Source organism: Streptococcus suis, from assembly GCF_029616525.1.
Lineage (GTDB): Bacteria > Bacillota > Bacilli > Lactobacillales > Streptococcaceae > Streptococcus > Streptococcus suis_AF.
Genome location: NZ_JANFME010000019.1, coordinates 1 through 21,789, shown reverse-complemented (window position 1 = coordinate 21,789; position 21,789 = coordinate 1). Strand labels below are relative to the sequence as shown.

Below are 21,789 nucleotides of genomic sequence, written 5' to 3'. Positions count from 1 at the left end.
ACAGCGTGGGAGAAAAAAATAGTCATCATCTTCCTTTGGATGAGGAGAAAGTTTTAGATTTTGAAGTGGCGAAAGATTTAACAATCGAAGAAGCAGTCAAAAAACATAAGGAAATTGAAGCGGGTGTGACAGAAGATGATGGTCTCTTGGATCGTTATATCAAGCAACACCGCACAGAAATTGAATCTCAAAAATTTGAAACCAAAATCAATCATCTTCCTTTAGTTGAGGTGGCTGATGAGGAAAAAAATCAAGGACATGAAAGTGCGGAAGAGGTAGAAGCAAATGAGTCTTCTCTTACGGAAGTTAGTGAGGAGATTGCTCCTATTGTAGAAGAACTTTCGGTAACTCCGATGGAAACCTTGGAAGAAACAGTGATTGCAAGTACCGTAGCAATGGAGGGGGTATCTTCAGTGGCAGATGATTCTAGTTTAGAATTGGAAGAAGATGAAGCCGAAGACTTGGATCATAGTGAGGGCGCAGATAGGGATCAGAAAAAGAAATTTTACTTCTGGTCAGCAGTAGGGCTTTCAATGATTGGTGTAATGGCGACGGCGCTGGTTTGGATGAATTCTGTTAACAAATCGAATACTGCGACTTCTTCAAGTTCAACAAGTACAAGCCAGACGTCATCGACAGCATCAAGTTCGACAGATACGAATGTGACTGCTTTTGAACAGCTCTATAATAGTTTCTTTACGGATAGTAGTTTGACCAAGCTAAAAAATTCAGAGTTTGGTAAATTAGCAGAACTGAAAGTGCTGTTGGAAAAATTGGATAAGAATTCGGACAGTTATACCAAAGCTAAAGAACAGTATGATCATCTTGAAAAAGCCATTGCAGCCATTCAGGCCATCAATGGTCAGTTTGATAAAGAAGTCGTTGTTAATGGTGAAATTGATACAACGGCGACGGTTAAATCAGGAGAATCTCTTTCTGCGACAACGACAGGGATTAGTGCGGTTGACAGTCTATTGGCATCGGTCGTGAATTTTGGTCGTTCACAACAGGAAGTCGCTTCGGCTACGGTAGCAAGTGAGACTGCAGTCACAAGCAACCAAGGTGCTGATGAAACTGTATCTACTGGTGTACCAGCGACAACAGAAGTCGCTTCAACAACGGTTTCAGGCTCAACAACCGACTTTGGAATTGCCGTGCCAGCTGGTGTCGTCTTGCAACGTGACCGCAGTCGTGTTCCTTATAATCAAGCAATGATTGATGATGTAAACAATGAAGCATGGAATTTCAATCCAGGTATTCTTGAAAATATTGTGACTATCTCGCAACAACGTGGGTATATAACAGGCAATCAATATATCTTGGAAAAAGTTAATATTATCAATGGCAATGGCTACTACAATATGTTTAAACCAGATGGGACCTACTTGTTCTCTATAAATTGTAAGACAGGCTACTTTGTCGGCAATGGTGTTGGTCATTCTGATGCCTTGGATTATTAAACAAAAAAGCGTTTTAGCCGCTTCAGATTGAAGAAAAAGTTCATTTTGGACAATTTTCTTCAATCTTTTTTCTTTATATTGAAAATAAAAAAACTCTCAGAAACGCTGAAATATCAATGTTTCCAAGAGTTTAATGACTTGCTATTTTTCGCAAACTTCTTCAATTTTTTATATTTTAGGATTTTGTCTACGTTCTGAGCGGTGTATCCGTTTTTTTGTTAGATTGGTTTTCTTTCAAAGGCATCTGTAGAGATTCCCTGAGAAAGGATTAGTTTGGCCCATTCTTTAGCTGAATGAAGGCTATGGTCTTTGTAGTTACCACATGATTCAATGGTTGTTCCTGGGACATCCTCCCAAGTGATGCCTTCTGCAATTTCTTCCAAACTCGACTTGATGACTTGAGCAATCTTTTCAGAGTCTTGTTTTCCCCACATAATCATGTGGAAGCCTGTCCGACACCCGAAAGGAGAGCAGTCGATTAGCCCATCGATGCGCTGGCGAATTAGTTTAGCTAATAGATGCTCGATGGTATGTAGACCAGCTGTATCCATTGCATTTTCGTTGGGTTGGATAAGGCGAATATCAAAGTTTGTAATAATGTCTCCTTTGGGTCCGACTTCTTCAGAAATTAAGCGGATGTAAGGTGCTTTTACAATAGTGTGGTCTAGCTCGAAGCTTTCGACAGTGACTTCTTTTTTCATGGTTTCCTCCAAATAAGTGATGAATTTATTATACCATATTTGACAATTTGGAATTGTGAAATCGTTTCAAATATGATAAAATAGATACAGATTTTGTGAAAATCGAATTATAAAAAAAGAGGTAGAAATATGAATATCATTACAGTAGTAGTGACACTTGTTTCTGCTCTCATTGGTTTAGTATTAGGTTACTTTGCCATTTCTTTGAAGATGAAATCTGCAAAAGAAACTGCAGAATTGACACTTTTAAACGCAGAACAAGAAGCTAGTAATGTTCGTGGTCGAGCAGAAGAGCAAGCTGAGGTTATTCTAAAAACAGCTGAGCGCGATCGCCAGACCTTGAAAAAAGAATTACTCTTGGAAGCTAAGGAAGAAGCTCGTAAGTACCGAGAAGAAATTGCAGAAGAATTTAAGTCAGAACGTCAAGAGTTGAAGCAAATCGAATCACGCTTGACAGAGCGGGCGACCAGTTTGGACCGCAAAGACGATAATTTGACCAACAAGGAAAAGACTTTGGAACAAAAGGAACAAAGTCTGACCGATAAAGCTAAGCACATTGATGAGCGTGAACAAGAAGTTGTAAAACTCGAAGAACAAAAAGCTTTGGAGTTAGAACGAGTGGCGGCCCTCAGTCAAGAAGAGGCGAAGGAAATCATCCTTACCGATACACGTGATAAACTGACGCATGAAATTGCGACTCGTATCAAGGAAGCAGAGCGTGAAGTAAAAGAACGTTCTGACAAGATGGCAAAGGACTTGTTAGCCCAAGCGATGCAACGCATATCAGGTGAATATGTGGCTGAGCAGACGATTACATCGGTTCATTTACCGGATGATGCGATGAAGGGACGGATTATTGGACGTGAGGGTCGAAATATTCGTACCTTTGAAAGTCTCACAGGTATCGATGTTATCATTGATGATACACCAGAAGTGGTTGTTCTATCAGGTTTTGATCCGATTCGCCGTGAGATTGCCCGTATGACCATGGAGACCTTGCTTCAAGATGGTCGTATTCATCCAGCTCGTATTGAGGAGTTGGTTGAGAAACACCGTGTAGAGATGGATAATCGTATTCGTGAGTATGGGGAAGCTGCTGCTTATGAAGTTGGGGCACCAAACCTTCATCCAGACTTGATTAAAATCATGGGACGTTTGCATTTCCGTACCTCTTACGGACAAAATGTTCTTCGCCACTCAATCGAAGTTGCTAAATTAGCAGGTGTACTTGCTGCTGAATTGGGCGAGAATGTGAATTTGGCACGGCGAGCTGGTTTCCTACATGACGTTGGTAAAGCTATTGACCGTGAGGTGGATGGAAGCCACGTTGAAATCGGTACAGAATTGGCTAAGAAATATAAAGAGAATCCAATTGTTATTAATGCGATTGCTAGTCACCATGGCGATGTAGAAGCGACAAGTACTATTGCAGTCATTGTGGCTGCGGCAGATGCTCTGAGCGCTGCTCGTCCAGGTTCGCGTCGTGAATCTATGGAAGCCTACATCAAACGTCTGCAAGACTTGGAAGAAATCGCTAACAGTTTTGAAGGGATTAAACAATCCTATGCTATTCAGGCTGGTCGTGAAATTCGGATTATCGTTCATCCTAACAAGGTCACTGATGATCAGATTACCATCTTGGCCCATGATGTTCGTGAGAAAATTGAAAATAATCTGGATTATCCAGGAAATATCAAAATCACAGTTATCCGTGAAACAAGAGCAACAGATGTTGCTAAGTAAATGTAGAAGAGTCCGAAGGGCTCTTTTTCTACTGGCTCAAAGTTCGTTTTGGGTTGGGAATAGAAAATATTCTAATCGTATTTAAAAGCAGTTGAAATTCATGCTAAATTTTGTTACACTAGAATGAAAGATTTAAAAGGAGATATCATGAAAGAGCGAGGCTTACTCATTGTCTTTTCTGGCCCATCTGGTGTTGGAAAAGGAACAGTTCGAAAGGAAATTTTTGAAAGCTCTGATAATAAATTTGAATATTCTGTATCCATGACGACACGTCCACAGAGACCGGGAGAAGTTGATGGAGTTGACTATTTCTTCCGTAGTCGTGAGGAATTTGAAGATTTGATTCGTCAAGGTCAGATGTTGGAATATGCTGAGTACGTTGGAAATTACTATGGAACTCCTTTGACTTATGTTAATCAAACGCTTGATAAAGGGATAGATGTCTTCTTGGAAATTGAAGTACAAGGAGCTCTTCAAGTCAAGAAAAAAGTTCCAGACGGTGTTTTTATCTTCTTGACACCACCAGATTTAGAAGAATTACAAGATCGCTTGGTTGGTCGTGGGACAGACAGTGAGGAAGTCATTGCGCAACGTATCGAACGTGCTAAAGAAGAGATTGCTCTTATGCGTGAGTATGACTATGCGGTTGTCAATGATGAAGTTCCTTTGGCGGCAGAACGTGTCAAACGAATTATCGAAGCAGAACATTTCCGTGTAGACCGTGTTATCGGCCGCTATGATGAAATGATTCGTGATGTGAACAAGTAATAGAACCTTAATAGAAAGTAGAGAATAGAACTATGATGTTGAAACCATCTATCGATACCTTGTTGGACAAGGTACCATCTAAATATTCCTTGGTTATTCTTGAGGCAAAACGTGCCCATGAATTGGAAGCAGGTGCAAAGCCAACTCAAGAATTTACTTCAGTAAAGTCAACCCTTCGTGCCTTGGAAGAAATTGAATCTGGCAATGTGGTTATCCACCCAGATCCAGAAGCAAAACGTGAGGCAGTTCGTCGCCGTGCGGAAGAAGCGAAACGTCTGGCAGAAGAAGAAGAGAAGAAAATCAAAGAACAAATCGCTAAAGAAAAAGAAGAAGGCGAAAAGATTTAGAAACAAGACTCGGTTGGGATTGCCATCCGGGTTTCTTTTCACTTTCGGAATAATGAAAGCTTTGACAGAAAGGAGGCAGGTCATTTGTTTATCTTTTAATATTTGCTCCAACTAATAGTTGGAGGTTATACATAAAGTGAACCTTGTTCGCATCTGTCGTGATATTAGAAGGTAAAATAAATGGAGATGGTATGTTAGCACAGATTATTGTAGACGTCCCCTTGATGCAGACAGATCAAGCTTATTCCTATCGAGTTCCAGCTGAGTTGGAAGAGGGGCTCAAGGTTGGCGTGCGTGTCCATGTACCCTTTGGTAAGGGAAATCGGCTGATTCAAGGGATTGTAGTTGACTTGATTGATGAAGATGACGAAAATAATTTACAAGACTTGAAAGAGCTTGCCGAGGTTTTGGACTATAGTCCTGTTCTCAATCAAGAGCAATTTTGGTTGGCGGACCAGATGAGGAAGTCGGTCTTCTCCTATAAAATTACTCTCTTAAAATCCATGTTGCCTAGTTTGCTCAATTCCACCTATGACAAATTACTCAGACCGGGGAATGGCTTGGAAATGGCAGAGCAGGTCAGTCTGTTCGGTGATAAGGACCAGATTCGTTTTTCTGACTTAGACGTGAAAGAGCAAGGAAAAATCATGCGTCTGGCCCAGTCAGGGAAAATCTTGGTAGACTATGTGGCCAAGGATAAAAAGCAAATCAAGACAGAAAAATGGTACCGAGTTTGTCTGGAGAAATTACGAGAAGCAGACATCAGCAATCGGGCTAAAAAACGGCAGCAATTAAGAGAATTTCTGCTGGAACACTCGGAAGACCAGCTCCTTTCAAATCTAAAAGCAGAGTATTCAGCTGGTACGCTCCGCTATTTCCAAGAAAAAGGCTATATAGAAGTCTGGGAGGAGGAAGTGTCGCGGACTCAGGGAGTTTTTGATAAGGTGGAAAAAACGCAGGCCTTGGATTTGAATCCAGAGCAGGCGATTGCAGTTCGGGAGATTGTGGCCTCTATCGGTCAGGAAAGCCAAACCTTTCTACTACAAGGGGTGACAGGCTCTGGGAAGACGGAGGTTTATCTACAGGTTATTGATAGGGTTCTGAAGATGAGGAAAACGGCCATTATGCTGGTACCTGAAATTTCCTTGACCCCTCAGATGACCAATCGCTTCATCTCTCGCTTTGGTCAGAAAGTCGCTATTCTCCACTCTGGATTGTCGGATGGAGAGAAGTATGACGAGTGGCGGAAGATTGAGGCAGGCAATGCCCAGGTGGTTGTCGGGGCTCGTTCGGCCATTTTTGCCCCTTTGACAAACTTGGGTGTTATCATCATTGATGAGGAGCATGAAGCGACCTACAAGCAGGATAGCAATCCGCGCTATCATGCGCGTGATGTAGCAAAGTTGCGGGCAGACTATAATCGAGCGACTCTGGTTTTGGGTTCGGCTACGCCTAGCCTTGAAACACGGGCTCGGGCTAGTCGGGGAGTCTATGGAAGACTGACTCTTAACCAGAGGGCTAATCCATTGGCGCGTATTCCAGAAGTGGAAGTTGTGGATTTCCGTGATTATATCGGTCAGCAGGAGGCTAGTAATTTTACCCCTGTTCTGATTGAAAAGATAAGAGAAAAATTGGCTCGTAAGGAACAGGTCGTTCTTATGTTGAATAGGCGTGGTTATTCTTCTTTTGTCATGTGTCGTGATTGTGGGAGTGTGGACCAGTGTCCAAACTGTGATATTTCCCTTACGCTCCATATGGACACAAAAACGATGAACTGCCATTATTGTGGTTTTCAAAAGGGCATTCCTCAGACCTGTCCAAACTGTCAAAGTCGTTCTATTCGTTATTATGGGACGGGTACGCAAAAGGCCTACGATGAATTGCAGGAACTCTTGCCAGAAGCTAGAATTTTGCGTATGGATGTGGATACTACCAAGAAAAAAGGTGCTCATGAGGACTTGCTCGAACGGTTTGGTCGAGGCGAAGCGGATATTCTTCTGGGAACTCAGATGATTGCCAAGGGCTTGGATTTTCCAAATGTGACCCTAGTTGGGGTGCTCAATGCGGATACGGCTCTGAATTTGCCTGATTTTCGGTCTTCTGAGCGGACCTTCCAGTTGCTAACTCAGGTAGCTGGTCGGGCTGGTCGAGCTGATAAGGAAGGGGAGGTCCTGATTCAGACCTATAACCCCAATCATTATGCCATTACTTTTGCTAAAGAGCAGGATTATGAAGGTTTCTATCGTTATGAGATGGGCATTCGGAAAAATCTTGGTTATCCACCTTACTATTTTACGGTGGGTCTAACCTTTTCGCACAAGTCAGAAGAATTTGTCGTGAAAAAAGCCTATGAAACAGTAGCCTTTCTCCGCCAACACTTAACAGATGCAATTCAAATCTTGGGACCGACGCCCAAGCCTATTGCCAGAACCCATAATCTCTACCACTACCAGATTATCTTGAAATACCGATACGAAGACCGTTTGGAAGAGGTATTGAACCAGATTTTGGATTGGACACAGGAGAGAGAAAATCAAGATTTGCGACTGATTATTGACAATGAACCGCAGAATATGATGTAAGGCTGGAATAAGCCTTGCATTTTTTGATTATATGCTTCAAATAAACCTTGAATTAAGGAAAAAATAAGCAAAAATGGTATAATTAAAGGATAATGGAATGAGTAGCAATGATTAAAGGAAAAGGAGATGAGAATACGAATATGACAAAGTTGATTTTTATGGGAACGCCAGCGTTTTCAGCGACGGTCTTAAGAGGGCTCTTAGCTGATGGAAATTATAACATACTGGCTGTTGTTACCCAGCCAGACCGAGCTGTTGGTCGTAAAAAAGTCATTCAAATGACACCTGTGAAAGAAGTAGCCTTGGAATACAATTTACCAGTCTATCAACCAGAGAAGCTATCTGGAAGTCAAGAAATGGATGAGCTGATGAATTTAGGAGTAGATGGGATTGTGACGGCAGCTTTTGGGCAATTCCTACCAACCAAATTATTGAACTCAGTTGACTTTGCTGTCAATGTTCATGCTTCTCTTCTTCCTAAATACCGTGGCGGTGCCCCTATTCATTACGCTTTGATTAACGGTGATGAACGTGCCGGCGTAACCATCATGGAAATGGTCAAGGAAATGGATGCCGGTGACATGATTTCCAGCGATAGCATTGCTATTGAAGAAAGCGACAACGTCGGCACCTTGTTTGAAAAGTTGGCTGTTGTTGGTCGGGATTTATTATTACAAACCTTACCAGCCTATATTGCTGGTGACTTGAAACCAGTCGCTCAAAATCCAGAACAGGTAACCTTCTCACCAAATATCCAGCGAGAAGAAGAGGTACTGGATTGGAATAAGACAGCTCGTCAACTATTTAATCACATTCGCGGTATGTACCCGTGGCCCGTTGCCCACACCTATTGGCAAGGGGAACGTTTTAAAATTCAAGAAGCTGTAGAAGCAGAAGGTGAAGGACCAGTTGGTCGGGTTATTGCTCGAAGCAAGAAAGAATTGATCATTGCGACAGGTCAGGGAGCCCTTTCTCTGAAAACTGTCCAGCCAGCTGGTAAGCCAAAAATGACCATTGCAGACTTTTTAAATGGTGCAGGTCGAGATATTGCAGTAGGAGATCAATTTGGTGATCAATAAACATGAAACAGCAAGAAGTCTAGCCTTATCTGTATTGGAACAAGTCTTTGATCAAGGGGCTTACTCGAACATCGCTCTCAATAAGGCCCTAGAATCTTCTCGTTTATCAACAAAGGACAAGGGCTTGGCGACCGAATTGGTTTATGGGACGGTTTCTCGTAAAATTACCCTAGAGTGGTATTTGGCACATTTTATCGAAGATAGAGAAAAGTTGGACACTTGGGTCTACTATCTCCTCATGTTGAGCCTCTACCAGTTGGTATATTTGGACAAATTGCCTACCCACGCAGTTGTCAATGAGGCAGTTGATATTGCCAAGCGAAAGCCTGGAACTGACAAATTTGTTAATGCCATTTTGCGAAAAATCAGTCAATCGACTTTGCCAAATCCAGCGGACATCAAACGAAAAAATAAACGACTATCCGTTCAGTATTCTGTGCCAGTTTGGTTGGTCCAAACCCTGATTGCAGAATATGGCGATGAACGTGCAGAGAAGATTTTCCAAAGCTTACATGATCGGAATAAGGCCAGTGTACGCGTGACAGATGGTCAACAAGTGGAGCGATTGGCAGAGGAGCTAGGCGCTCAACACTCGCAGTTATCACCAGTTGGGTTGGTTAAATCTCATAGACACTTTGCGGAGACAGATTATTTCAAGGAAGGACTCATCACTATTCAAGATGAAACCAGTCAATTGGTAGCTCCGACTTTGGATATTCAAGGAGATGAAATCATCTTGGATGCCTGTGCGGCTCCGGGTGGAAAAACCTGTCATATGGCCAGCTATTTAACAAGTGGTAAAGTTATTGCTCTTGATTTATACAAGCATAAACTAAACCTGATTGAAGAAAACGCACGTCGTTTAGGCCTAGAAGATAAGATTGAGACCAAACGTCTGGATGCCAGTCGTGTTCATGAAACATTTGGACCTGATACCTTTGATAAGATATTGGTAGACGCCCCTTGTTCAGGTATTGGACTCATCCGCCGTAAGCCAGATATTCGTTATAACAAGGCATCGATGGATTTTGATTCTCTAAAGACTATCCAGTTGCAGATACTGGACAGTGTTTGCCAAAGCTTGAAAATTGGTGGTATAATAACCTATAGCACATGTACGATTATTGCTAAGGAAAACCAAGAGGTTATTCAAGAATTTCTGCAAAACCATCCCAATTTTGAACAGGTGACACTAGAACACCCTCAAACAGATATTATGGTGGATGGTTGCTTGTTGATAACCCCTGAACAGTATAAGACAGATGGCTTTTTCATCGGTCAACTTAGACGAAAATCCTAGAATAAGAGGAGGAAGTTGCTTAGCAACGATAAAAATTATGGAAATTGCATTACTTACCGATGTAGGACAGAAACGTTCGAACAACCAAGACTATATCAATCGCTACAAAAACCGCGCAGGGATTGATTTGGTCGTGTTAGCTGATGGAATGGGTGGTCACCGTGCCGGCCATATTGCCAGTGAAATGGCAGCAACAGATTTGGGAGCTGCTTGGGTTGATACTCAATTAGTGACCTTGAATGATGTCCGTGAATGGATGGTTGCAATCATTGATGCTGAAAACCAAAAGATTCATGAACTTGGACAGACAGAAGAATACAAGGGGATGGGAACAACTCTTGAGGCAGTTGTTGTCATCGACAATCAAATGATCTATGCCCATGTTGGAGATTCACGAGTTGGATTGATTAGAGATGGCGAATATACACGTCTAACCAACGACCATTCGCTGGTAGGTGCTCTTGTTCGAGCTGGTCAGCTCACAGAAGAAGAAGCACAGCGTCATCCTCAAAAAAATATTGTAACGCAGTCCATTGGACAAGCCGAACCAATTGAACCAGACATTGCTTTGAAAACTCTTGAGGTTGGAGATTATGTCCTTATTAACAGCGATGGCTTAACCAATATGGTACCAACCGAGGATATTCGTGATATTGTATTGAGTGATGTTTCAATTGAAAGCAAGGTAGAAACACTTGTACGTTTTGCCAATAATGCAGGCGGTCTAGATAATATTACAGTAGGTTTGCTTCACATTACGGAGGAGGCTAGGTAATGATTCAAATCGGTAAGATCTTTGCCGGTCGGTATCGAATCGTTCGGCAAATTGGTCGAGGCGGTATGGCAGATGTTTACCTAGCAAGAGATTTGATTTTAGATGGAGAAGAGGTTGCTGTTAAAGTTCTTCGGACCAACTATCAGACAGATCAAATTGCTATCCAGCGTTTTCAACGTGAAGCGCGTGCCATGGCAGAACTTGACCATCCCAATATCGTTCGTATTTCGGACATCGGTGAAGAAGATGGTCAACAGTATCTGGCTATGGAATATGTCAATGGCCTCGATTTAAAACGTTATATAAAAGAAAATGCACCACTCTCCAACGATGTTGCGGTGCGAATTATGGGACAGATTCTCCTTGCTATGCGAATGGCGCACACGAGAGGAATTGTCCATCGAGATTTGAAACCTCAGAACGTCCTTTTGACTTCCAATGGAGTCGCTAAAGTAACAGACTTTGGTATTGCAGTTGCCTTTGCTGAAACGAGTTTGACACAAACCAACTCCATGTTGGGTTCTGTTCACTATCTTTCACCTGAGCAGGCGCGTGGTTCGAAAGCGACCATTCAAAGTGACATTTATGCAATGGGGATCATCCTTTTTGAAATGTTGACGGGTCGCATTCCCTATGATGGAGACAGTGCTGTGACAATCGCTCTTCAGCATTTCCAAAAACCTCTCCCATCTGTTAGAGAAGAGAATGCCAACGTACCTCAGGCCTTAGAAAATGTTGTACTAAAAGCAACGGCTAAAAAATTAAACGAGCGCTATAAGTCGGTTGCAGAAATGTACGCAGATTTAGCTTCGGCTCTATCCATGGATCGTCGGAATGAACCCAGGGTTGAACTAGAAGGAAATAAGGTTGATACAAAAACCTTGCCAAAACTCTCCCAGGCCAATGTTGAAACGAAAGTACCGCATACAAAAAGTTCTGCCCAAGTTTCTGCGACGGATAAGGGGTCTGGTAAGAAAGAAGTGGCGAAGTCGGGAAATAAGCCTGTTTCAAAACCAAGGCCAGGTATGCGTACACGCTACAAAGTCTTGATAGGGGCTATTTTGTTAACAGTCATAGCGGCTGGACTCATGTTTTTCAACACTCCACGAACAGTTACCGTCCCTGATGTGTCTGGTCAAACCGTTGAAAAAGCTACAGAAATGATTGAAGTGGCAGGATTGGAAGTTGGAAACATCACAGAAGAAGCGACAGCGACTGTAGATGAAGGCTTGGTAATACGGACCTCTCCGGCTGCAAAGACGACCAGACGTCAAGGAAGTAAGATTGATATTGTAGTAGCAACGGCTGCGATGGTATCTATTCCAGATGTGACAGATAAGGATTCTGATACTGCACGACAGGAATTGGAGGCTCTTGGTTTCCAAGTGACAATAAAAGAAGAATATAGCGAAAAAGTTGCTCAAGGACTCGTTATCAAAACAGATCCAGGAGCAAATAGTTCTGCTGAGAAAGGGGCGAAAATTACCCTTTACGTTTCCAAAGGAGTAGCGCCACAAGTTGTGCCAAACGTTGTTGGAAAAACTCAGGAGAATGCTACTCAAATTCTTCAGACAGCAGGCTTCAGTATTGGAACTATTACTCAGGAATATAGCTCATCTGTTACTGCGGGTCAGGTTATCAGTACAGATCCCGTTGCCAATACAGAGTTGACAAAAGGTTCTATCATCAATCTAGTTGTTTCAAAAGGAAAAGAATTGATTATGCCTGATTTAATATCTGGTAATTACACCTATTCACAGGCGCGTAGTCAATTACAAGCGCTAGGCGTCAATGTGGAAAGTATTGAAAAACAAGAAGATAGAAGCTATTATTCAACGACAAGTGACATCGTCATTGGACAATATCCTGCTGCTGGAGCAACAATTGATGGAACAGTTACCTTGTATGTCTCCGTTGCATCAACCGCCACATCAACCGCCACCAGTAGCGATTCCTCAACAGGAAGTTCCACCAGCACAAGTACTTCAACAGATAGCGGACAATAAAGATGAATAAGGTTGGGCAGATGCCGAACCTTTTTCTCTTGATTAGAGAGCGTAGCTTGTGAGCGGTCTCCTATGCCAAAATTGTTTCCTTCTGTCCATCAAGAGTGATGGGCTAGGAGTGATTTGCATAGTTTATAGTCATGTTTAGTTTATTTTGCTTGCTTCGGTAATTTACTTTGCCGTACCCAAGTACAGCCTGCATCTCGTTGCTTTGAACTAATATTTCCTACTTTGGATGGAGTTCTTTTACTTATTTTTTGTTACAATAGTATAGAAAGGATGGAGAAGATGCGAAAAGTTCAATTTTTTCTACTAATAGAAAGTATGATTTTTACGATGGCAGCCTTTGACGTGGTAGCCAATGAGGCCAGTCGGACCCTGCTACTTTTCTCTGCCTTATTACTCGTCATTTGGTACTTCCTAGGAAGAAAAGTTAATAGCGTTTTACTGGTCAGCTCCTTATCTCTATTATTTTTGGTCTTTGTTTTAAATCCCTTCTTCATTATTGGGATTATGCTACTAGTCGTGTACATGCTGATTAATTTCTTTTCACGTTATGAAAAGAGAAACCAATATACCCATATTATTTTTAGTGACTATTCTCTACAGGTTCAAAAAGAGAAAAATAGATGGTTTGGCAACCACGACCACTCTCAAGATAGGTTTGGTTTTGAAGATATTAACATTGTACGTTTGTTTGGCAATGATGTAGTTGATTTGGATAAGACTGTATTAGTTGGCAGAGATAATATTGTTGTAATTCGTAAAACGTTTGGACGGACAAAAATTATTGTTCCAATTGATGTTGAGGTCGCACTTTCAGCAACTAGTATCTATGGACGAGTAAGTTTCCTGGGTGAATCATATTGGGATTTGCGGAATGAAAGTATAGCGATCAATAGTCCCGATTATCAAGAATCACACAAACGTGTAAAAGTCGTTACCAACAATATACTGGGAGATGTGGAGGTGGTTCGCGTATGAGAAAACGTACCTACCTACTCCTCGCCTGGTTTGCCTGTCTCATTGTTTTTGTGGTGATTGCTTCCACCCTCCCACTTTTAAATTATTCATTGCTAGATGTTACGCTCTGGATTTCAACGGAACAGCTCGTGTTTACTCTCATTCTACTAGTTATCGTTTTAACCCTTTTTCTAGCTGTAATGGTACAAACTGTCAGCCTAGCCTCCACTCAGGTTATGCGGACGAAGTTACAAGCTATCTTGAAGAATAAAAGTATTCGAACAGATACCGAAAGTGATCAGCTCTTGCTCCAGTTGTCTGATAAGGTCAGAAACCTCACGCGTCAGGTGCAGCTGGTTGACCATCAAGATTTAGTCAAGAAAGAAGAGATTGTTGAGGGAGAACGGAAACGGATTGCCAGGGATTTGCATGATACGGTTAGTCAAGAGTTATTTGCAACGAGCATGATTTTGTCAGGATTATCGTCCAATCTATCCACTCTTCCGCAGGAAACTTTGCAGGAACAGCTGATGCTCGTGAAAGACATGATTGAGTCTGCCCAAAGAGACCTACGCATCCTATTATTACATCTACGCCCAAGTGAACTTGAAAGTAAAACCTTGGTTGAAGGATTTGAGCTGATTTTGCGTGAAGTTAGCGACAAAAGTAATATTATCGTTCATTTCCAACATGAAGTAGAGGAGTTACCGAAACTAATTGAAGAACATCTCTTCCGTATTGCGCAAGAAATTATCAGTAATACCTTGCGACATGCCAAGGCCAAGCATTTGGATGTTTACCTCTTGCAGAAGGAAACAGAACTTCAGTTGAAAATGACAGACGATGGGATCGGCTTCCAACAAGGTGCAGATGATGAATTAAGTTACGGTCTTCAAAACATACGTGAGCGGGTTGAAGACATGGCTGGAGCGATAAAAATTCGCACTGCTCCAAATAAGGGAGTGGCGATTGATATTCGTATCCCACTATTGAAAGGAAAAGAAGATGAATACGATTCGAGTGATGCTGGTTGACGACCATGAGATGGTCCGTCTAGGATTGAAAAGTTACTTAAATTTACAGCCAGATGTTGAAGTAGTTGCAGAAGCTAGTGATGGCGAGGAAGGTTTGGCTAAAGCATTAGAGGTTAAGCCCGATGTTGTAGTGATGGACTTGGTTATGCCCAAGATGACTGGCGTAGAAGCAACCCTGGCCTTGCTGAAGGAATGGTCGCAAGCGCAGATTGTCATCCTGACTTCCTATCTAGATAATGAGAAAATCTATCCTGTGCTGGAAGCAGGAGCTCGTGGCTATATGTTGAAAACGTCAAGTGCTGACGAAATCTTAGCAGCCATCCGCAAGGTAGCTCTTGGAGAATATGCTATTGAGACAGAAGTAGAGAAAAAAGTAGAGCACCATAAACGCCACCCAGATTTACATGATGACTTGACAGCTCGTGAACGCGAAATCTTGACGCTGTTAGCCAAGGGATATGACAATCAACGAATTGCAGATGAGTCCTTCATTTCCCTAAAAACTGTTAAGACCCATGTTTCCAATATCTTATCCAAACTAGCTGTTAGCGATCGTACTCAAGCAGTTGTTTATGCTTTCCAGCATGGTTTGGTGGCGCAAGAAGACCAATAGTGGTATAATGAAAATTAGTTAATTTTCAACCAAAGGATAGTGGAATTATATGGATGCAAAACTCAGATATAAGGCAAAAAAAATAAAAATAGTCTTTTTTGACATTGACGACACGCTACGTGTGAAGAATACAGGCTACATTCCTGAATCAATTCAGCAGGTTTTCAAATCACTGAAAGAAAAGGGAATTTTGACAGGAATTGCGTCAGGACGAACGCCTTATGGTTTGGTGCCAGAAATCAAAGCCTTACAGCCAGACTTTTTCGCTATGATTAACGGCTCCTACGTAGAAGATGCCAAAGGTCAGGTAGTGTACCATCAGCCAATGCCCCAAAATTTAGTAGAATCTGTATTAAATTGGGCTAAAGAAATTGGAATCGAATATGGTATGCTTGGTAGTCAAAAAGGGACACTTTCTGCACGAACTGACCGCATTAGTCAAGTAATTGACTTGATTTATGAAGGTTTGGAAACAAACCCAACTTTTTATAAAGAAAATGACATCTATCAATTGTTAACTTTCGAGAAAGATGGTCACGAAGTAGAACTTCCAGAAGAGTTTCAAGCGGAATTGCGTAGTGTTCGTTGGGATGCTATTTCATCGGACATTGTGCTAAAAGGCTCTTCCAAAGCAACTGGTGTTGCTAAGGTTGTTGAAAAACTAGGCCTGAAACCTGAAAATGTCCTAGTGTTCGGAGATGGACTCAACGATATTGAGTTATTCGATTATGCAGGAATTAGTATCGCTATGGGGCATTCGCATCCAGAACTGCAAAAGCATGCAGATTATATCACAAAAAAAGTAGAAGAAGATGGCATTTTTGATGCCTTGGAGAAATTAGGTATGGTAGAAAAAGAAAAATATTTCCCGCAATTAGATTTGGAAAATGTTACAGGACCAGTTGCGCATATCAAGACTAACCATGGTAAGTTAACAGTAAAACTCTTCCCTGAAATTGCACCCAAAACTGTAGCAAATTTCGTAGCTCTTTCTAAAGATGGCTATTATGACGGAATTATCTTCCATCGTATTATCAAAGACTTTATGATTCAAGGTGGCGATCCAACCGGAACAGGTATGGGTGGTGAATCTATTTATGGTACTGCGTTTGAAGATGAATTTTCAATGGAAGCTTTTAATCTCAGAGGAGCCTTGTCAATGGCTAATGCAGGACCAAATACAAATGGAAGCCAATTCTTTATCGTTCAAAACCAAAACTTCCCATACAATGCGAAAGAATTAGAACGAGGCGGTTGGCCTAAAGAAGTTGCAGAAGCCTATGTCAAAAATGGCGGGACACCACATCTAGATCAACGCCACACAGTGTTTGGTCATCTAGTTGATGAAGAATCCTTCGTCGTCTTGGATGCTATCGCAGCGGTTGCAACAGATTCAGCAGATCGTCCACATGAAGATGTTGTAATTGAGACCATCGAAATAGAGGATTAAGATGAAAATCGGAGATAAACTCAAGGGGACGGTAACGGGCATTCAGCCGTATGGAGCCTTTGTACAATTAGAGAATGGGACGACGGGCCTAATCCATATCTCGGAAATCAAAACAGGTTTTGTTGATAATATTTATGATCATTTAAAATTGGGGCAAGAGGTTTTGGTACAGGTAGTTGACTTTGATGAATATACTGAAAAGGCTAGTTTATCAATCCGGACCTTGGAAGAAGAACAACAAAAAATTCCGCGTCATCATCGTTTTACAAATGAACGGAATAAAATTGGTTTTTCCCCTTTAGCAAAACAACTTCCGAAATGGATTGAGGAAGCTAAAGGCTATCTCAAAGAACACAAAGAAAAGAAGGTATAGGATGCATTCCTAACCTTCTTTCTTTTTAATCATTGAACTCATAAAGAGCTGTTGACAAGTAACGCTCACCATTATCAGGCAAGATTGCCAACACTTTTTTTCCAGTTCCCAACTCCTTAGCGACTTCGATAGCAGCGTGAATTGCTGCACCTGAAGAAATACCAACTAAGAATCCTTCTTTTCCACCGATAGCACGACCTGTAGCTAAGGCATCGTCGGATTTGACACGAATAATGCCATCATAGGCGCTAGTGTCCAAAGTATCTGGAATAAAACCTGCCGAAATACCTTGGATCTTGTGCGGACCAGGTGCTTCACCAGATAAGACAGCTGATTCATCAGCTTCGACAGCATAGATAGCAATATCTGGATTTGCTGTCTTCAAAACATGCGAAACACCTGAAACGGTACCACCAGTACCAACGCCAGATACAAAGGCATCTAAACCAGTTGTTCCAAAGTCTTCCAAAATTTCCTGTCCTGTTGTATCTTCGTGAACTTTTGGATTGGATGGATTAGCAAACTGGAAAGGAACCCAGCCATTTTTTTCTTCAGCAATCTCTTTTGCTTTGGCGATAGCCCCCTTCATCCCTTCGCTACCAGGAGTCAAGACAAGCTCAGCTCCATAAGCTTGGATAATCTTACGACGCTCAACACTCATAGTTTCAGGCATGACGATAATCACCTTATAACCTTTTGCTGCTCCAACCCAAGCAAGACCGATACCAGTGTTACCACTTGTTGGCTCAACAATAGTATCTCCAGGTTTGATTGTACCAGCCTTCTCAGCATCTTCAATCATAGCCAAGGCGATACGGTCTTTTACAGAAGATCCTGGGTTAAAGGCCTCTAATTTCACATAGACCTCCGCTGCCCCCTCTGGAACGATATTATTGAGTTTAATAACAGGTGTTTTTCCAACTAATTGAGTAATGTTTTGATAAATAGCCATATGGCACCTCCAAATAATGTTATTATACATTATATAGTAGAAAGTCAAAAAAGGATAATATAAAAAAACTATCTCGCCGATAGCTTTTTTTAATAGACAGGTACCTCAACGATTCGAGAGTTAGCTTTTTCCGCGGATACTTTTCCGTGGTAAAAGTCAGTGAGACTTGCTAAGGTTTGTTCAAGGAATTCTTTATCTACAAAAATCATGGTTGAAACTTCAGTAGTAAACTGGGTATCAAATTCTTCCAGACCTTGCTCCGCTCGCCAATTGGCAAACTCTTGGTATTGGGCATAGGACATGCTAATGGAAATCCCTTCCTGCTCCTTAACTTCCACAACCCCGATTTCCTTGACTGCATTAGCCACGGCTCCAGCGTAAGCACGAATAAGTCCGCCTGCCCCGAGTTTGATACCTCCAAAATAGCGGGTAACCACCGTTGCGACATTGGTCAGTTCGTGATTTTCTAAAACCGTCAGCATTGGCACACCAGCAGTACCAGACGGCTCCCCATCATCAGAGGAACGCTTGATTTCCATATTTTCTCCAAGGACAAATGCAGAGCAGTTATGAGTAGCCTTGTAATGTTCTTTCTTGATTTTGTTGATAAAGTCGCGAGCTTCCTCCTCGCTGGTCACTCGTTTCATAAAGCAGATAAATCGTGACTTTTTAATTTCTTCCTCAACAATACCATCTTCTCTAATTGTTTTAAATTCTTTCATAACCAAATTGTACTAATTTTTTTAAAAACTGACAAGAAATTCCGAATAAATAAGTGATGAAAGAATTAGAAAATTATTATGGAAGATTATTTACCAAATACCAATTGACAGCAAAAGAAAGAGAAATAGCAGAAAAAGTGCCAAGTATTACAAAAAAGAATAACTGCTTTCGCTGTGGAACAACCTTTAAAGAAGAAAACAAATTGCCAAACGATGCTTATTACTGTCGAGCCTGCTTGCTTCTAGGCAGAGTACGGTCAGACGAAAAACTCTATCATTTTCCTCAGAAAGATTTTCCAATCACTAAGTGTTTAAAGTGGAAAGGTCAATTAACTGATTGGCAACAAAGAATTTCAGATGGACTAGTTGCAAACGTGGAAAATAATCGTGCGACATTGGTTCATGCAGTAACAGGAGCAGGTAAGACAGAAATGATTTACCACACCGTTGCCTCAGTGATTGATAAAGGCGGAGCGGTTTGCCTAGCCAGTCCTCGAATTGATGTTTGTATCGAACTCTATAAACGTCTGCAAAATGACTTTTCAGTTCCAATTAGTTTACTACATGGAGAGTCTGAACCCTATTTCCGAACCCCATTAGTTGTAGCAACCACACATCAGTTATTAAAATTTTATCAGGCCTTTGATTTGGTTTTGATTGATGAAGTAGATGCCTTTCCCTATGCAGATAATCCCATGCTCTATCGAGCAGCAGATAATGCGGTCAAGGAAGCCGGTGTTCAAGTTTTTCTGACAGCGACTTCAACAGATGAATTGGATAAAAAAGTCAGAACAGGCAAATTAAGCCGTCTTAGTTTGCCAAGGCGCTTTCATGGCAACCCACTTGTTGTCCCGCAAAAAGTCTGGTTTAGTAAATTCGATGATACCCTAAAGAAAAATAGACTAGTTCCAAAGTTGAAAAAAGCGATTGAAGAACAGAGAAAGTCGGGCTTTCCCTTACTCATTTTTGTCCCAGAAATCTCCAAAGGTCAAGAATTTACCAAGATAATGAAAAAAACATTCCCAGAAGAAACAATTGGCTTTGTATCCAGTCAAACAGAAAATCGCCTTGAAATAGTTGAAGGGTTTCGCAAGAGAGAAATCACAGTCCTAATCTCGACTACTATTCTTGAACGTGGGGTGACCTTCCCATGTGTAGACGTCTTTGTTGTTCAAGCCAATCATTACCTCTACACAGCGTCAAGTCTTGTTCAGATTGCAGGCCGGGTCGGCAGGAGTATGGAACGTCCGACTGGTTTACTCCAGTTTTATCATGAGGGAAGTACAGGAGCCATTGAAAAGGCAATCGCTAAAATTAAACAGATGAACAAGGAGGCTGGATATGTCTAATTGTCTATTGTGCGGTCAAGCTATGAAAAATAAAACAAGATTTTCAGATCTCATCTCCTTTAGTAAAGAAAAATCGGGCATCTGTGAAGAATGTTTTTCGACTTTTGAGGAAATAGCAGAGCAACACTGTCCACATTGTTATAAAAATGGAGAATCGGAAAGTTGCAAGGATTGTCAGTACTGGCAGAATCAAGGGAAACCAGTTGTCCACACAGCTTTGTACCAATATAATCAAGCGATGGCACATTATTTTAGTCGCTACAAATTTCAAGGAGACTATGTTTTAAGAAATATTTTTGCTAAAAAGCTTAGAATAGCGTTAAGCCAATTTCCTGACTACACAATTGTTCCCATACCAATTAGTCAAAAACGACTATCAGAACGCGGTTTTAATCAAGTGGAAGGACTTTTGAGTGCTACAAATATTCCCTATCAGTCCCTTCTTGGAAAGTATGAAAGCCAAAAACAATCATCAAAAAATCGTGCAGAGAGACTAGAAGCAAAACAGATGTTCTATCTATTAGACGAAAAAGAAGTGCCAGAAAAAATATTATTATTCGACGATATATATACAACAGGAGCCACAATCCAACTTGCTGTAGAACTTTTCATGAAAATTGGTAGGAAAGAAATCAAAACATTTTCACTAACACGATAAGAAAACGGTTGCAATATCCCTATAATGTGGTATAATAATAGTGAAGAAAGGCGAAAGCCAAGAAAGAGGTACTAATATGATTAAATTCAGTATTCGTGGAGAAAACCTTGAAGTTACAGAAGCACTTCGCACCTATGTAGAAGAGAAAGTGGCTAAGATTGAGAAATATTTCAATGAAGAACAAGAGTTGAATGCTAAAGTAAATCTAAAAGTTTACCGTGACAAGCGCGCAAAAGTAGAAGTGACAATTCCAGTTGGAGCAGTTACACTTCGCGCAGAAGATATTTCACAAGAAATGTATGGCTCTATCGATCTTGTAGTAGATAAGATTGAACGCCAAATTCGTCGTAACAAAACCAAGATCGAACGAAAACATCGTCAAAAAGTGGCAACTGGTCAAGTCTTTACAGATGAACTTGTTGAGCAAACAGGCGAGGAAGTAAAAGTGGTTCGTACTAAGCAAGTAGACTTGAAACCAATGGATATGGAAGAAGCAGTCCTCCAATTGGAGTTGCTCGGACATGATTTCTTTATCTATACAGATGCTAATGACGGTACAACAAATGTATTGTATAGACGCGAAGATGGAGATTTGGGTCTTCTAGAGGTACGTCAATAAAGATAATAAAACAGTTGCAGTTTTTGCAGCTGTTTTATTATTTTCAAAAACCCGGTTGACAATTGCCAAAGTAGATGATAGAATAATTGAGTTGTCTCTTGAAGGGCTAGTTAATAGAGGAACGAAAAAAAGTTTCGAAAAAGTGTTGACAAGACCAACAGAAGATGATAGAATAATTGAGTTGTCTCCTTGAAGAACTAGTTAACCGAGAAACGAAAAAAAGTTTCGAAAAAGTGTTGACAAAGTTCACAAGAAATGATAAACTAAGATAGTTGTCGCGAGAGCGCGATAATGA

The 21,789-nt window shown here is 41.2% G+C and carries 20 protein-coding genes and 1 pseudogene; 18 read left to right on the top strand and 3 right to left on the bottom strand.

Going from position 1 to position 21,789, the window contains the following annotated elements:
* Positions 1–5: 5 nt before the first annotated feature.
* Positions 6–1,460: a cell division site-positioning protein MapZ family protein gene (locus NOL38_RS07970; protein WP_141599547.1), complete on the top strand. Its 1,455-nt coding sequence runs from the start codon at positions 6–8 to the stop codon at positions 1,458–1,460.
* Between the two features lie 218 nt (positions 1,461–1,678).
* On the opposite strand, the gene NOL38_RS07965 is transcribed toward NOL38_RS07970, so the two are convergent.
* A complete protein-coding gene (locus NOL38_RS07965; RefSeq protein ID WP_004194159.1) occupies positions 1,679–2,161 on the bottom strand; it encodes an S-ribosylhomocysteine lyase in 483 nt (160 codons plus the stop codon).
* A 129-nt stretch (positions 2,162–2,290) separates the two neighbouring features.
* Between NOL38_RS07965 and NOL38_RS07960 the strand changes: the two genes are divergently transcribed.
* The 14 genes and pseudogenes from NOL38_RS07960 to NOL38_RS07900 all read left to right on the top strand — a co-directional run bounded on the left by NOL38_RS07960 (position 2,291) and on the right by NOL38_RS07900 (position 17,194).
* Positions 2,291–3,904 (top strand): ribonuclease Y, encoded by a 1,614-nt coding sequence (locus tag NOL38_RS07960; protein ID WP_011921986.1) that lies wholly within the window; start codon positions 2,291–2,293, stop codon positions 3,902–3,904.
* A gap of 147 nt (positions 3,905–4,051) precedes the next feature.
* Positions 4,052–4,672, top strand: a complete 621-nt coding sequence (gene gmk, locus NOL38_RS07955) for a guanylate kinase (protein WP_043025413.1) — start codon at positions 4,052–4,054, stop codon at positions 4,670–4,672.
* 32 nt (positions 4,673–4,704) lie between these two features.
* On the top strand, positions 4,705–5,019 hold the full coding sequence (gene rpoZ, locus NOL38_RS07950) for a DNA-directed RNA polymerase subunit omega (RefSeq protein ID WP_004195201.1): 315 nt from the start codon (positions 4,705–4,707) through the stop codon (positions 5,017–5,019).
* A gap of 191 nt (positions 5,020–5,210) precedes the next feature.
* Positions 5,211–7,601 carry a primosomal protein N' gene (locus NOL38_RS07945; protein ID WP_277941879.1) on the top strand — a complete coding sequence of 797 codons (2,391 nt, stop codon included), beginning with the start codon at positions 5,211–5,213 and terminating at the stop codon, positions 7,599–7,601.
* Positions 7,602–7,741: 140 nt separating this feature from the next.
* Complete coding sequence (gene fmt / locus NOL38_RS07940; protein ID WP_172090493.1) at positions 7,742–8,680, top strand: methionyl-tRNA formyltransferase; 939 nt, start codon at positions 7,742–7,744, stop codon at positions 8,678–8,680.
* On the top strand, positions 8,667–9,980 hold the full coding sequence (rsmB, locus tag NOL38_RS07935; RefSeq protein WP_172090494.1) for a 16S rRNA (cytosine(967)-C(5))-methyltransferase RsmB: 1,314 nt from the start codon (positions 8,667–8,669) through the stop codon (positions 9,978–9,980). Before fmt ends, rsmB begins: the two co-directional genes overlap by 14 nt.
* 37 nt (positions 9,981–10,017) lie before the next feature.
* Positions 10,018–10,755 (top strand): Stp1/IreP family PP2C-type Ser/Thr phosphatase, encoded by a 738-nt coding sequence (locus NOL38_RS07930; protein WP_004194145.1) that lies wholly within the window; start codon positions 10,018–10,020, stop codon positions 10,753–10,755.
* Positions 10,755–12,284 (top strand): annotated as a pseudogene (gene pknB, locus NOL38_RS07925) (Stk1 family PASTA domain-containing Ser/Thr kinase); the annotation flags it as partial. The gene NOL38_RS07930 and the pseudogene pknB, both read left to right, overlap by 1 nt.
* Positions 12,276–12,761, top strand: a complete 486-nt coding sequence (locus NOL38_RS10530) for a PASTA domain-containing protein (protein WP_425244235.1) — start codon at positions 12,276–12,278, stop codon at positions 12,759–12,761. The pseudogene pknB and the gene NOL38_RS10530, both read left to right, overlap by 9 nt.
* 279 nt (positions 12,762–13,040) lie before the next feature.
* Complete coding sequence (gene liaF / locus NOL38_RS07920; protein WP_169050679.1) at positions 13,041–13,745, top strand: cell wall-active antibiotics response protein LiaF; 705 nt, start codon at positions 13,041–13,043, stop codon at positions 13,743–13,745.
* Positions 13,742–14,758: an envelope stress sensor histidine kinase LiaS gene (locus NOL38_RS07915; RefSeq protein ID WP_277941877.1), complete on the top strand. Its 1,017-nt coding sequence runs from the start codon at positions 13,742–13,744 to the stop codon at positions 14,756–14,758. The genes liaF and NOL38_RS07915 overlap by 4 nt, the downstream gene beginning before the upstream one ends.
* Complete coding sequence (locus tag NOL38_RS07910) at positions 14,730–15,371, top strand: response regulator transcription factor (RefSeq protein WP_024410659.1); 642 nt, start codon at positions 14,730–14,732, stop codon at positions 15,369–15,371. Before NOL38_RS07915 ends, NOL38_RS07910 begins: the two co-directional genes overlap by 29 nt.
* Before the next feature lie 49 nt (positions 15,372–15,420).
* The gene (locus NOL38_RS07905) at positions 15,421–16,821 is read left to right on the top strand and encodes a bifunctional Cof-type HAD-IIB family hydrolase/peptidylprolyl isomerase (RefSeq protein ID WP_172090496.1); all 1,401 of its coding nucleotides are present in this window, start codon (positions 15,421–15,423) and stop codon (positions 16,819–16,821) included.
* Between the two features lies 1 nt (position 16,822).
* Entirely contained in the window at positions 16,823–17,194 is a 372-nt protein-coding gene (locus NOL38_RS07900) for a S1 RNA-binding domain-containing protein (protein WP_002937017.1), read from the top strand.
* A 25-nt stretch (positions 17,195–17,219) separates the two neighbouring features.
* On the opposite strand, the gene cysK is transcribed toward NOL38_RS07900, so the two are convergent.
* Together cysK and NOL38_RS07890 are read right to left on the bottom strand one after the other, a co-directional pair.
* Positions 17,220–18,146 carry a cysteine synthase A gene (gene cysK / locus NOL38_RS07895; protein ID WP_002937015.1) on the bottom strand — a complete coding sequence of 309 codons (927 nt, stop codon included), beginning with the start codon at positions 18,144–18,146 and terminating at the stop codon, positions 17,220–17,222.
* A gap of 89 nt (positions 18,147–18,235) precedes the next feature.
* Positions 18,236–18,868: a YigZ family protein gene (locus NOL38_RS07890; RefSeq protein ID WP_015646510.1), complete on the bottom strand. Its 633-nt coding sequence runs from the start codon at positions 18,866–18,868 to the stop codon at positions 18,236–18,238.
* 56 nt (positions 18,869–18,924) lie between these two features.
* Between NOL38_RS07890 and NOL38_RS07885 the strand changes: the two genes are divergently transcribed.
* The 3 genes from NOL38_RS07885 (at position 18,925) to hpf (ending at position 21,494) form a co-directional block, all read left to right on the top strand.
* Positions 18,925–20,217, top strand: coding sequence for an ATP-dependent helicase ComFA (locus tag NOL38_RS07885; protein WP_277941876.1), 1,293 nt, complete (start codon positions 18,925–18,927; stop codon positions 20,215–20,217).
* The gene (locus NOL38_RS07880) at positions 20,210–20,875 is read left to right on the top strand and encodes a ComFC family protein (protein WP_277941875.1); all 666 of its coding nucleotides are present in this window, start codon (positions 20,210–20,212) and stop codon (positions 20,873–20,875) included. Before NOL38_RS07885 ends, NOL38_RS07880 begins: the two co-directional genes overlap by 8 nt.
* A gap of 76 nt (positions 20,876–20,951) precedes the next feature.
* Positions 20,952–21,494: a ribosome hibernation-promoting factor, HPF/YfiA family gene (hpf, locus tag NOL38_RS07875; RefSeq protein ID WP_004194117.1), complete on the top strand. Its 543-nt coding sequence runs from the start codon at positions 20,952–20,954 to the stop codon at positions 21,492–21,494.
* Positions 21,495–21,789: the final 295 nt, after the last annotated feature.